This is a genomic window from Streptomyces sp. NBC_00075 (assembly GCF_045041225.1).
Classification (GTDB): domain Bacteria; phylum Actinomycetota; class Actinomycetes; order Streptomycetales; family Streptomycetaceae; genus Streptomyces; species Streptomyces adonidis.
This window is the reverse complement of record NZ_CP108243.1, coordinates 8,302,265-8,314,886: the sequence shown is the minus strand read 5'-3', so window position 1 is coordinate 8,314,886 and position 12,622 is coordinate 8,302,265. Positions and strand designations below refer to the sequence as shown.

The 12,622-nt window shown below is 70.3% G+C and carries 7 protein-coding genes; 4 read left to right on the top strand and 3 right to left on the bottom strand.

Annotated elements, in window-relative coordinates; translation table 11 throughout:
* The 4 genes from OG787_RS36385 to OG787_RS36370 all read left to right on the top strand — a co-directional run bounded on the left by OG787_RS36385 (position 1) and on the right by OG787_RS36370 (position 4,789).
* Entirely contained in the window at positions 1–1,935 is a 1,935-nt protein-coding gene (locus tag OG787_RS36385) for a hypothetical protein (RefSeq protein WP_405538082.1), read from the top strand.
* 129 nt (positions 1,936–2,064) lie between these two features.
* Positions 2,065–2,928 carry a metal-dependent hydrolase gene (locus tag OG787_RS36380; RefSeq protein ID WP_369030866.1) on the top strand — a complete coding sequence of 288 codons (864 nt, stop codon included), beginning with the start codon at positions 2,065–2,067 and terminating at the stop codon, positions 2,926–2,928.
* Positions 2,928–4,007 carry a PDR/VanB family oxidoreductase gene (locus OG787_RS36375; RefSeq protein WP_405538080.1) on the top strand — a complete coding sequence of 360 codons (1,080 nt, stop codon included), beginning with the start codon at positions 2,928–2,930 and terminating at the stop codon, positions 4,005–4,007. The genes OG787_RS36380 and OG787_RS36375 overlap by 1 nt, the downstream gene beginning before the upstream one ends.
* Positions 4,008–4,063: 56 nt before the next feature.
* Complete coding sequence (locus OG787_RS36370) at positions 4,064–4,789, top strand: TetR/AcrR family transcriptional regulator (RefSeq protein ID WP_369030864.1); 726 nt, start codon at positions 4,064–4,066, stop codon at positions 4,787–4,789.
* 12 nt (positions 4,790–4,801) lie between these two features.
* Here the strand turns inward: OG787_RS36370 and OG787_RS36365 are convergent, their stop codons facing one another.
* The 3 genes from OG787_RS36365 to pulA form a co-directional block, all read right to left on the bottom strand.
* On the bottom strand, positions 4,802–5,158 hold the full coding sequence (locus OG787_RS36365; protein WP_369030863.1) for a 5-carboxymethyl-2-hydroxymuconate Delta-isomerase: 357 nt from the start codon (positions 5,156–5,158) through the stop codon (positions 4,802–4,804).
* Between the two features lie 148 nt (positions 5,159–5,306).
* Positions 5,307–6,938, bottom strand: coding sequence for a SpoIIE family protein phosphatase (locus OG787_RS36360; protein WP_369030862.1), 1,632 nt, complete (start codon positions 6,936–6,938; stop codon positions 5,307–5,309).
* A 71-nt stretch (positions 6,939–7,009) separates the two neighbouring features.
* A complete protein-coding gene (gene pulA, locus OG787_RS36355; protein WP_405538079.1) occupies positions 7,010–12,454 on the bottom strand; it encodes a pullulanase-type alpha-1,6-glucosidase in 5,445 nt (1,814 codons plus the stop codon).
* Positions 12,455–12,622 lie beyond the last annotated feature (168 nt).

The window sequence follows — 12,622 nt, the reverse complement described above, 5'->3', positions numbered from 1 at the left end:
GTGCAGTCACAGGATGTCGCCTCGAACTCCCACCCCACCACCGGCACCAACGCCAAGGGCCGCCCCGTCGTCGACGTGGAGCAGGCCGAGGCCGCGCTCGTCGAGCACTACCCGCGGCTCGTCCGGCTGGCCTATCTCGTGCTGCCGCCGAGCCTCGGCCGCAACAGGCGCGTCCTGACCGCGCACGCCCTCGTACAGCGCGCGCTGCCCCGGGGCCGCACCTCCTCGACCGTGATCCCGGCCCAGTCCAAGGGCCGCGCGGGCGACGCCGGTTACGCGCTGGTCCGCCTCCAGGTGCTGCGTACGGCGCTCACGGCCGGGCAGCCGTGGCGGGGCCGTACGCTGCCGAAGCGGTCGCAACTGCCGCCGCTGCTCCCCCAGGTGTGGGGCCTGCGCCTCTTCCCGCGGTCGGGCGGCGCCGACGAACTCGCCCTGGACCAGCGGCTGTCGGCCCTGTCCGGACCCGCCCGGGCCGCGTACGTCCTGCGCGGCCTGGAGAAGCTCCCGGACGGCGACGTACGCACGGCCCTGGAGGCCGCCGGGGTGGACCGGCCGACCGAGGCAATCCGTGAGGCGGACGAGGTCCCGACGCAGTACGCGCTGCTCGCCTCCGCCGAGTTCGACCCCTGTTCGCTCCAGGCCCGCCCGACCGACCTGATGCGGCGCAGGCAGCACCTCAAGGCGGCGCTCGTCGCCGCGACGGCCGTCGCGGTGTGCGGCACGCTGCTCGGCCTGCCCGGCGGCGGCTGGGCCCCGGACGGCGCCGCCGCCCCCGCGTACGCGCAGAACCCGGCCGCCGAAGCCGCCCTGGATCCCGCCCGGTTGACCCTCGTACCGGCCGCTGCCTGGAAGTCCTCCGCCCGCACCGACTTCTCCGTCTGGCCCGCGCGCGGCGACCTCGTCGGGGACAGCGCCCTGCTGCGCCGCGCCCTCGCCGTCTGGGCCCGCCCCGGCGAGACGGTCCAGGTCTCGGCGACCCCGGCCACCCCGTCCGGCGGCCCGGCGGGACCGCCCCAACTCCTGTACGCGGGCACGGTCGACGCGGCTCGCGTGGTGATCCTGTACGACGGTCTGCGCATCGCCCGGTACGCCGAACCGAAGGACGGCACGGCCGGGGCCGCCCTCGACTTCGCCCGGGTCGACGGCGCGACCGGCGCCGAGGCCGACGCGGTGGTCCTCGACCGGGCCGACGGCAACGTCCGCTATCTGACGGCGCCTTGGGTGCTCAAGGCGGAGATGCGGGACCTGCGCGAGCCGGCGGCGACGCCGATCGACCTCGGGCTCACCGACGGGGTGACCGGGCCGCTGGCCAGCCCGATCGCACAGAAGGGCGCGTGTCAGTCCTGGAACACGCTCCAGGTGACGGACACCGGGGGTGCGCGTCTGCTGAGCGACCTCGCGGAACTCGTTCCGGCGCATCTGACTGCGGGGCGCCCGGGTGCGCCGCGCGAGGCGTCGGCGCCGGCCGCGCTGGCGACGTGGTCGCCCTTCGCCTGCTCGCTCGCCGCGATGCACTCGCAGGGGGTGCGCACGGTGAATGCCTGGCAGTACGCGGAGCAGCCGCTGCCCGATGGGAGCGGGGCGGCGGACTGGGTGTGCACCCGGGCGGAGACCTGGCGGGGTGGTGGGGCTCGGGTGTTGGCGCAGTTCCATACGCCTGGTGGGCAGTACGGGGCGGTGGCGGCCAAGTCGGAGAGTTCTGCGGCTTGTGGGCCGCGGGATCCGAATGTGCTGGCTGGGGTGCTGTGGAAGTCGGGGGCGGGTGAGTGGTTCATGCTGGCCGCCGGTGCTGAGAACACGGCGTCCATTACGGCTACGGGTGGGGTTGCCTCTACTGTGCGGGGTGCCTTGCTGGCGGCCAGGACCGAGCAGGGGGCTCAGGCCGGGTTGAAGGGGACGTTGAAGGATGGGCGGGGTATTGGGGGGTTGCGTTAGTCGCTGCGGGCCGGTGGGGGCTGGTCGCGCAGTTCCCCGCGCCCCTTTGGGGCGCTCCTGCTGACGTTGGTGTCAACAAGTCCTCGCACGGGGGTTTCCCCGCCCCCTACCCGTCAGTACATTGACGCCATGTCCAATATCAAGGCGCGCAAGGTGTCCTTCTCCTGGGAAGGGACCCCGTTGCACTGGGTGCCGGGAGATCCGTTCACCTCGCACACCATCAATGTGCTGCATCTGCTGCTGCCTGCCGGGGAGCGGTGGTTCGTGCATGTGTACAAGCAGGTGCTGCCCTACATACGGGACGAGCGGCTGCGGGCGGAGGTCGTCGGGTTCATCGGGCAGGAGGCCATGCACTCCCAGGCCCATGACGAAGTCCTCCCGCATCTGCGGGAGTCGGGGCTCGATCCGACGCCTTACACCGCACAGGTGGACTGGCTCTTCGAGAAGCTGCTCGGGGACCGGAGCCCGTTGTCCGGTCGTCGGGGCCGTGAGTGGTGGCTGATGGAGCGGGTCGCCGCCATAGCGGCCATCGAGCACTACACGGCGTTCCTCGGCGACTGGATACTCAACGCGTCGGAGCTGGACCGGCGCGGCGCCGATCCGACGATGCTGGATCTGCTGCGCTGGCACGGCGCCGAGGAGGTCGAGCACCGGTCGGTCGCCTTCGATCTGTTCACGCATGTCGACGGGGGCTACCGGCGGCGGGTGCGGACCTGGCTGACCGGGCTGCTGGCGCTGTTCTTCCTGTGGCAGCGCGGGGTGCGGTTCTTCATGGCGAACGACCCGGCCCCAGGACTCCGCAAGCCGACCTTCCGGGGCTTCTACCTGCGTGGGAAGCGCGGTCTACTGCCGTCGACCTGGGCCATGGCGAGATCGGTGCCGCGTTATCTCCGCCGTGACTATCACCCCTCCCAGGAGGGGTCCACCGAGCAGGCCGTCGCCTATCTGGCCTCCTCTCCCGCCGCCGTCGCCGCCGACAAGGGCGCCGCCTGATGTCCCGGCCGCTGGCCCTCGCGCTCACCGCCGGGGCCGCGCTGCTCGCCCGGCGGGCCGTGCGGCGCCGGATCGAGGGTTCGCCGCTGTGGCCGCTGCCCGCGCTGGCGGAGCCGGTCTCCGGCCGACCGCGCCACCGGTCCCTGCGGCTGACGGTCGCCGCCCATGAGGTGGTTGCCGAGGGAGTCGTACAACTACGGCTGGAAGGGCGGGAGTTGCCGGGGTGGGAGCCCGGCGCACATCTCGATCTGGTGCTGCCGTCGGGGCTTGTGCGGCAGTACTCGTTGTGCGGGGACCCGGCGGACACCTCCGCGTACACGATCGCCACGCGGCTGGTGCCGGACGGGCGTGGGGGCTCGCGCGAGGTGCACGAGGGGCTGCGGGCGGGCATGACCGTCGAGGTGCGCGGCCCGCGCAACCGCTTCCCGCTCGCCCCGGCTCCGGCGTACGTCTTCGTGGCGGGCGGGATCGGCATCACACCCATCCTGCCGATGCTCCGGGCCGTCGCCGACCGACCCGGCCTGGAATGGCGGCTGTTGTACGGCGGGCGGAGCCGGGCCTCGATGCCGTACCTCGCCGAGATCGAGAAGCTGGGCTCGGGTGCCGGTTCCGGGCGGGTCACCGTCGTCGCCGAGGACGAGGACGGGCTGCCCGATCTCGACGCGCTGTTCGCGGGCGTGGCGGCGGAGCTGCCCGAGGGCACCGCCGTGCACTGCTGCGGCCCTCAGGGGTTGACGGCGGCGGTCGAGGCGCGGATTCCCGAGGGGGCCGTGCTGCGGCTGGAGCGGTTCGCTCCGCGTACGTCGGCTGCGGGAAACCAGGCCTTCGAGGTCGAACTCCGGTGCAGCGGGCGGACGTTGACGGTGGCCGCCGACTCGACCGTGCTGGCCGCCGTACGGAAGGAGTTGCCTGACACCGCCTACTCGTGCGAGCAGGGGTTCTGCGGGACGTGCCGACAACGCGTACTGGCAGGGGAAGTTGACCATCGCGACGAGCTGCTGACCGATGCCGAGCGGGCGGACTCGATGCTGATCTGTGTGTCGCGTGCACGACGTGGTCCGCTTGTGCTGGATTTGTGAACACCCCGGGTCGGACCGGTCCGTTGAGGGCCGTAATCGATCGGTAAGGTGTTCGCATGACAACCGGGGTTCGCCGCAGAATGGGAGTCGAGGAACGCCGGCAGCAGTTGATCGGCGTCGCCCTCGAACTGTTCAGCCGCCGCTCGCCCGACGAGGTCTCCATCGATGAGATCGCGTCGGCCGCGGGCATCTCGCGCCCACTGGTCTACCACTACTTCCCCGGCAAACTCAGCCTGTACGAGGCCGCGTTGAAGCGTGCGTCGGACGATCTGGCGGGCCGGTTCGTGGAGCCGCAGGAGGGTCCGCTGGGGGCGCGGCTGCTGCGCGTGATGCGCCGGTTCTTCGACTTCGTCGACGAACACGGGCCCGGTTTCGCGGCGTTGATGCGCGGCGGTCCTGCGGTGTCGGCGGACGGGGTGCGCTCGGCGGCCGGCAACGCCTCGGCGACGAACGCGCTCATCGACGCCGTACGCCAGGCCGCGTACGTCCAGATCCTGTCGCATCTGGAGCTGGACGCCGAACACGCGCCCGCCCGGCTGGAGTTGGTCATCCGGACGTGGATATCGCTCGTCGAGTCGACCGCGCTGATCTGGCTGGACGGGCGGCGCGTGCCGCGTGCCGAGCTGGAGGCGCAGCTCGTGCACGACTTCGCCGCGCTGGCCGCCGTAAGCGCGGCCTATGACGAGGAGATGGCCGCGCTGCTGCGCCGGATGCTCAAACAGGAGCCCACCGACGGCCCGTTCACCGATCTGGTCGGACGGCTCATCTCGCTCGCGTCGTAGACGAGGGGCGGGTCAGGCGTCGAACTTCCGGTAGGAGTCGTCGAGTTCGCGGACCTCGACCGAGGCGTGCAGGGTGAGGCCCTCGACGGGCTTCACGTGGGTGCGCACCAACTCCAGTACCGCTTCCGTCAGTTGGTTCTTCGTCTCGGTCGTGCGCCCGGTCAGCATGCCGATCCAGACGTGCACGACGGCGTGGCCGTCGGTGTCCGCGCCGACCGTGGCGTCCTCGGTGCGGCGGAACTGTGTCTTGCACGCCTCGGGCGTCGCCTTCGCCGTCGCGACGACCTCCTCGTGCAGCGCGAGCGCGAACGCACGCCGGTCGAAGGCCTCGGTGAGCGGACCCGAGTAGTCGACGGTGATCTGCGGCATGGGTCAATCCCCTGTTCTAGGACTGGTACGACTTCTGCGACGGTATGGCCAGCTCACCCTAACCGGCGGGCCCCGCAAGGGGGCGCGGGGAACTGCGCGACCAGCCCCCACCGGCTCGCGGCCGACGAACTACCTGTCCGCGGAGCATTTACTCGGCGAGCCGCAATGCCAGCATCGCGATGTCGTCCTCCCGTTCGTGGCCGAAGCAGACCAGCAGGGTGTCGCAGAGGGCGTCCAGGCCGGGCAGAGCGCCGGTGGCGGCGGCTCGGAGGTGTTCCAGGGAGTCCGCGAGGTCGGTGCCCCGGGTCTCGATCAGGCCGTCGGTGACCATGAGGAGCCGGTCGGTGGGTTCGAGGAAGAGTTCGGTGGGCGGCGGATGGGGCAGGCCGATGCCGAGCAGCGGGCCCTCGGCCTTGGCGTAGTCGGCGCTGCCGGTGTCGCGGATGAGCAGCGGCGGGATGTGGCCCGCGTTGGCGATGAGGGTGCGCCCGGTGCCGGGGTCGACGTGGACCAGGCAGACGGTGGCCGTGACCTCGGGGTGGTAGCGCTGGAGCATCCGGTCGAGGCGCTCGGCGAGCACGGCCGGGTCGCTCTCCTCGACGCTGTAGGCGCGCAGCGCGTGCCGGATCTCGACCATGACGGTGGCCGCGTCCAGCGAGTGCCCGACGACATCGCCGACGGCGGTGAGCACGCCGTCGTCGGTGCGCAGGGCGGCGTAGAAGTCGCCGCCGATCTCGGCGTCCTGCGACGCGGGCACGTACCGGACGACGACGTCGATGCCCGGCAGCTCGGGGAGCCGGTCGGGGCGGGGCAGGAAGCTGTGCTGGAGGGTGAGGGCGACATGCCGCTCGACCTGGTACATGAGGAGCGGTTCGGCGGCGAGCACGGTGGCCTGGGCGAGCCGGGCGACCAGGGACTCCTTCTCGGGGCTGACCCGGCGCACACTGCGGGTCGGGGTGGCCAGGCACACCGCCGCTCTGCCGTCGTGGGTCGGGATCAGCACCAGGCGCGCGTCGTGCTCGACGCCCGGCCTGAAGAACCCGATGGGCCACAGCGGCGCGGGCACGGTGGTGATCTGCACCCCGCTCTGCCCACGGGAGAGGCGCCGGAGCAGACCCGCCACGACCCGGTGGGCGCCCTCGTCCGGCATGGCGAGCGAGGTGCGGTCGCGGGAGGTCGCGCGGTACAGCTCGTCGTCCGGGCCGAGGAAGAACACGGCGGCGGGCTGGCCGGTGAGGCGCGCGCAGCCCTCGGCGGCGGCGTCGGCGAGTTCCTGGAGGGAGCGCGCCGCCTGGATGGTGAAGATCGTCTCCGACAGTCGGGTCAGCCGCCGGGCCAGTGCCTGGTCGTCGGCGCGCAGCCGGGCCGCGCGCACCGCGGCCCGCAGCACCGCGTCGATCTCCTCGGGCTCGGCGGGCACCGACAGATACGCCTCCCCGCCCGCGTCGAGCCCGTCGCAGCGGTCCCCCGGGGTGACGGCACCGGCCGAGAAGTGCACGACGGGCAGTCCTGCCATGTGCGGCCGGGCCTTGAGGCGGCGGCACAGTTCGACCCCGCTCATGTCGGGCAGGTGGACGTCGATCAGGGCCACGTCGGGCAGCATGCCCTTGCGCAGCCGTACGTCGAGTTCGGCGAGGGCCTCGTTGCCGCTGGCGACGGCCACGACCTGGTGACCGGCGCGGCGCAGCAGCGCGCCCATGGCGTAGCGGCCGGCCGCCGTGTCGTCCACGACGAGCACGGTGGTGTCCGCCGTGTCTGACCACTTGCCGTTGCCGTCCATCTGGCCGCCCTTGGACACACCGGTGGGGCAGACCGGGGTTCAGGGTCTGCCCCACCAAGATAATGCCCTTGTCAGGACGTGCGGGAAAATACTGCGACGGTCCTTGCCGGAACGGCGAACGTGCCCGATTCCCGCTCGTACGTGGCCGACTTGACGACGGCGTCAACTCCCGCCCGCAGAACGGGATGCAGCGCGTACGAGGTCCCGGCGAGCGAGCCGACCCGCTGCTCACTGCGCTGGGGCGTCGCGTTGAACACGATGACGAGATCGCCGAGTTCCATGGTGATGACGCCGGGTGTCTCGTCCTTGCCGGACAGCGGGAAGGAAAGCTTTGCCTGCACCTGGCCCGCCGTGTCGAGGGAGAAGACGCTTTCTGTCGTACGAATTCTCAGCAGGTCCTGGTACGCGGCTGAGGCACCCTCGATCTGAGCGCAGCCGACCCCGACGGTACTGGTCGCCAACAGGGGCTTGGCGTAAGGCCACTTGGAGGCGTTGTCGGCCGCTGTCGGCAGCCCCCGTCCGAAGCCGTTGCCGTCGGTGCAGTTCCAGTGGATGGCGTTGAACCAGTCGCCGCTGTCGTAGGAGTTGCGGTCGAGGGACTTGGAGCGCAGCAGGTCGGTGCCCGCCTGGGAGAGGGCCGGGCCCTGCGAGAGGGTGGCCGTGGCCATGGCGAGGACCTGCATACGGGCCCGGTCGGCCGCGCTCGTCGTGGCGGGCAGCTTGAAGGCGAGGGCGTCGAACAGGGACTCGTTGTCGTGGGCGTCGGCGTAGGCGAGGGCGTCGCCAGGTGCGTCGGCGTATCCGGCGGGCTGACCGTTGTAGTCGACCTGGGCGCCGGTGACGGCCTCGCCGTCGGTGTCGGTGAACCGGTAGGCGGCGAGGTTGCCGGAGAGGCCGACCTTGATGAGGTCCTGGTAGTGCAGGAGGCGGGCCTTCTGCTCGGCCGAAGTGCCGTTGCTCGTGGAGGAGTTGGGGTCGGTGTACAGCCCGGACGCGAAGCCCTGGACGCCCGGGTCCTCGTCGAAGGGGCCGCCGCCGCGTACGGCGTCCCGGGCGCGGTCGGAGAAGGTCGCGATGCCCGTCCCGGCCATGTTCTTCTGGGTGGCCTGGACGAAGCGGGCGTCGTCGGCGACCTCGCCGAAGTTCCAGCCCTCCCCGTACAGGATGATCTTCTTGCCGTCGACGCCGTCCTTCTTGAGGGTGAGCGCGTCGAGGGCCTTGCGGACGGCCAGGATGTTGGCCTTGGGGTGGTGGCCCATGAGGTCGAAGCGGAAGCCGTCGACCTTGTACTCCTTGGCCCAGGTGACGATCGAGTCGACGACGAGCTTGCCCATCATGGTGTTCTCGGGCGCGGTGTTGGCGCAGCAGGTGGAGTTGGCGACCGTACCGTCGGCGAGGAGCCGCTGGTAGTAGCCGGGGACCACCTTGTCGAGGACGCTCGTCTTCGCCTGCCCGCTGGCCGGGGTGTGGTTGTAGACGACGTCCATGACGACCCGCAGCCCGTCGCTGTTGAGCGACTTCACCATCTGCCGGAACTCGACCGTGCGCCGCGTCCCGTCCGGGTCGCTCGCGTACGAGCCCTCCGGGACGGTGTAGTGGTACGGGTCGTAGCCCCAGTTGTAGGCGTCCTTCGCGGCGATCTTCGCGACGCACGCCTGCTGCTGGTCGGAGTCGGCGGCGTAGGAGGCGAGGTCGCAGTCGACGGTCGCCTGGTCCGCCTTCTTCTCGGGGATGGTGGCGATGTCGAAGGCGGGGAGGAGATGGACGTAGGAGGTGCCTGCCTTCGCCAGCTCACGCAGGTGCTTCGAGCCGTCGCTGTCCTTGTCGGTGAAGGCGAGGTAGGTGCCCTTGTCCTTGGCGGGCACGGTGTCGTCGGCGACCGAGAAGTCCCGGACGTGCAGTTCCTGGATCTGGGCGTCGTTGAGGGGTACGGCCTTGGGCTTGGTGTACGTCGTCCAGCCGCTGGGGGCGAGGGACTTGTCGCCAAGGTCGACGACGAGGCTGCGCTCGGAGTCGGCGGTCAGGGCGACGGAGTAGGGGTCGGTGACCTCGTTGGTGACGATCGCGGAGACGCTGGGCGCCCAGACCTTCACTACGTACCGATAGGGCTTGTTCTTCCAGGACTTGGAGCCGGTGACGGACCAGACGCCGGTGGTGTCGTTCCGCTTCATGGCGACCGTGGAGCCGTCGAGGTCGAGCTGCACCGACTGTGCGGTGGGTGCCCAGACGGAGAGGGTGGGGCGGCCCTTGCTGAAGGTGGGACCCAGGTCGGCTTTCGACGCGGTGGCGTAGAGATCATCCAGTACGCCGGCGATCTGGACGCCCGTCGCCGCCAACACCGCTCCGTTCGCTGCCCGTTGGGAGGCGACGAGCTGGCCGCGCAGGGCCTCGCGGACCCTGTCCCGGTCGCGTGGGTCGACCGTCCAGGCGGTGTACGTGGCGAGGTGCGGGAACTTGGCCTTCTGGGCGTCGGTGAGGGCCGACCTGGTGAGGCGGAGCCAGCGTTCGTCAGTGCTGGTCAGCGTGCCGTTGTTCGCCGTGATCGAGCCGGTGCGGGAGTAGAGCAACTGGGTTGAGGCGGCGGTGTCGTTGCCGTTCCAGGCGACGGTGTTCCGGTCGATCCAGACCGCCTTGGAGGTGGTCAGGTCGAGGGCGGCCGAGCTGCCCGCCGGCTGTGGGAGCAGGTACTTCTCCTGGCCGTTCAGGAGCCATACCTCGTGGCCGTTGGCCTTGAGGTCCAGGGCCTGGTCGGTGGAGAGGTCCTTCTCGTCGCCCTTGTGGATGATGTAACTGAGGCTGGTGGCACCGGCGTTGAGCGGTACCTCGTAGACGGCGCCGTAGGTGTCGGTGCGGACCGGCTCCAGGGGCTGCGCCCAGTCGGTGGGGTTCGCGGCGCCGGACCAGACGTGCAGGCCCCAGCCGTCGTAGTTGCCGTCGGCGCGGTGGTAGTGGAGGACGGCCTTGGTCGTGTCCTGGTCGGGGTAGTCGGCGGTGGGCTTCTCCGTGAGGACGGCTTCCTTGCCTTGCTCGACCCAGATCTCGCCGGTCTTGGTCACGTCGATCGAGCGGTCGGTGGAGACGTCCTTGTTGCCGTCCTTGTCGATGACGAGGTAACTGACGCTGGAGGCACCGGGCTTGAGCTTGACGTAGGCGAAGGCGCCGTAGCCGTCACGGCCGATGAAGTCGTGGCCGGCCGGCCAGGTGGTGCCCTCGCCGTCGGCGATGTCGCCCCAGGCGTACAGGCGCCAGTCGGTGTAGTCGCCGTCCGCGCGCTTGTAGTGGACGATCGCGTAGTCGCGCGAGGAGGCCGTGGGGACCTCGGGGGCGGGCGGGGTGCCCGTGGTGGAGGTCGCCGTGGTGCTTGCCGTACGTCCGGCGCGGTCGATCACAACCGCCTTGTACCGCAGGGCTGTTCCGGGGGCAATGTCCTTGGCGAGGGTCTGGGTGACCCGGTAGGGCGCGTGGTCGGCGGAGCCGAGGGTCTGCCACTTGCCGTTGCCGATCTGGGCGGCGAAGACGACGCGGTTGAGCTGGTCGGTGCCTGTGCCGCCGTCGACGTCTGCGGTGATGTCGACCGTGCCGGTGGCTCCGGGGGCCGGAGCGGTGAGGGCGAGGGTCGGCCTGGTGGCGGGGGCGGCGAGCTTGCCGGTGGCCTTGAGGACGACGGAGGCGCCGGCCGGGACGGTGACGGTGATCTTGCGGTCGGTGCCGCTGGTCAGCATGGCGTCGGTGCCGTAGATGCCCTTGAAGGCCATGGTGGCCGAACCGGTCTCGAAGGTGGCCGTCTTCGGCTCGGCCGCGTTGTTGAAGGCGACGACGTACTCGGTGCCGGACTTGGCGTCGGTGCGGGAGACGGCGTAGACGCCGGCGCCGTCGGCCGCGTAGCGCTCGGTCTGGACGCCGTCGGTGAGGGCGGGATGGTCGCGTCGGAGTTTTGCGAGAGCACTGATCTGCTTGTAGAGCGGTGCACTCGTGTCGTAGGCGTCGCTCGCGTGGGTGCGGTCGGTGCCGAGTTCGTCGTCGTCGAGGTAGTCGGTGACCTTCGAGGCGAACATGGTCTGGCGGGCGTCCTTGTCACCGCCCGCGCCGGTGAAGCCCTGCTCGTCGCCGTAGTAGACGACCGGGTTGCCCCGGCTGAGGAACATCAGCTCGTTGGCGAGCTTGTCCTTGGCGAGGAGTTCGGCGTCGGTGGCGGTCGGGTCGTCCTGCTTGAGGAAGTAGCCGATCCGGCCCATGTCGTGGTTGCCGAGGAAGGTGACCTGCTCGTACGCGTTGGCCTTGTCGGTCGTGTACTTGTAGTCGTCACCGAAGACCGAGGCGAGCTTCTGGGCGCTGCCGCCCTGGGAGGCGTACGAACGGGCCGCGTCCTGGAAGGGGAAGTCGAGCGTGGAGTCCAGGCGGCCCTGGGTGACGTACGGCGAGGTCACGGAGGTGTCGGCGGAGTAGACCTCGCCGAACATGAAGAAGTCGTCGCGGCCCTTCTTGGCCGCGTAGGCGTCCAGCGCGGTGGCCCACTGGGTCCAGAACTCCATGTTGACGTGCTTCACGGTGTCGATCCGGAAGCCGTCGATGTCGAAGTCCCGTACCCACTTCTCGTAGATCTTCTCCATGCCGGAGACGACCTCGGGACGTTCGGTCCACAGGTCGTCGAGGCCGACGAAGTCGCCGTAGGTGGCGGACTCGCCGGCCCAGGTGGAGTCGCCCCGGTTGTGGTACATCGTCGGGTCGTTGAGCCAGGACGGGACCTTGGTGTTCTTCTTCGCGGCGGGGACGACGGGGGTGCGCGGGAAGGAGTCGGTGTCGACGGCCGGGAAGTCGGCTTTGCCGTCCGCGTAGTCGGCGTCGTCGAAGGGCTCGCCGTCCTCGGTCAGATACGGGAAGGCGCCCTTGGAGAGGTAGTCGTAGGACTTCTCCTCGTAGTCGACGACGTCGGCGGTGTGGTTGGTGATGACGTCGAAGAAGACCTTCATGCCCTTGGCGTGCGCCTTGGAGATGAGGGTTTCGAGGTCCTGGTTGGTGCCGAAGTGCGGGTCGACCTGGGTGAAGTCGGTGATCCAGTAACCGTGGTAGCCGGCGGAGGCGTTCGCGCCGGTGCCCTGTACGGGCTCGTTCTTGAAGATCGGGGCCAGCCAGATGGCGGTGGTCCCGAGGTCCTTGATGTAGTCGAGCTTGTTCGTGAGGCCCTTGAGGTCGCCGCCCTGGTAGAAGCCCTTGTCGGTGGGGTCGTAGCCGGTGGCGAGGCGTGAACCGGTGAGCCCGCCCTGGTCGTTGGCCTTGTCGCCGTTGGCGAAGCGGTCCGGGAGGACGAAGTAGAACTGCTCGCGGGTGAGGTCGTTGCGGGCGGCGGTCTTCGCCAACTGCGCGTCGGAGGGCGGCGCGGGCGGGGTGGCGGCTCCGGCGGACCCGGCGGCCAGCGGCTGGACGAGGGCCGCGGCGAGCGCGGTCGCGGTGAGGACCGCGATCCGTGCGGCGGACGCGGTACGGCGCGTTGAGGGCGCCGTCCATCTCGGTATCACAGGGGCACTCCTTGCGGCGTACGGCTCTTGGGTCCGACCCGGCGCGACCGTATCGCTAACGAAAGGTTTACAGCAAGAGTCTTGAAACTGATGGAAAGAACTTTCACCGGAAACCTTGACGTGCCCTTCTCAACTGCCCCACTGTCACGACTTGTTGAAGCCTGAAAC

Coding starts and splice junctions, on each gene's coding strand:
- OG787_RS36375 (WP_405538080.1), top strand. CDS start 2,928: ATGTCCCGGCCGCTGGCCCTCGCGCTCACCGCCGGGGCCGCGCTGCTC.
- OG787_RS36365 (WP_369030863.1), bottom strand. CDS start 5,158: ATGCCGCAGATCACCGTCGACTACTCGGGTCCGCTCACCGAGGCCTTC.
- OG787_RS36380 (WP_369030866.1), top strand. CDS start 2,065: ATGTCCAATATCAAGGCGCGCAAGGTGTCCTTCTCCTGGGAAGGGACC.
- OG787_RS36360 (WP_369030862.1), bottom strand. CDS start 6,938: ATGGACGGCAACGGCAAGTGGTCAGACACGGCGGACACCACCGTGCTC.
- OG787_RS36370 (WP_369030864.1), top strand. CDS start 4,064: ATGACAACCGGGGTTCGCCGCAGAATGGGAGTCGAGGAACGCCGGCAG.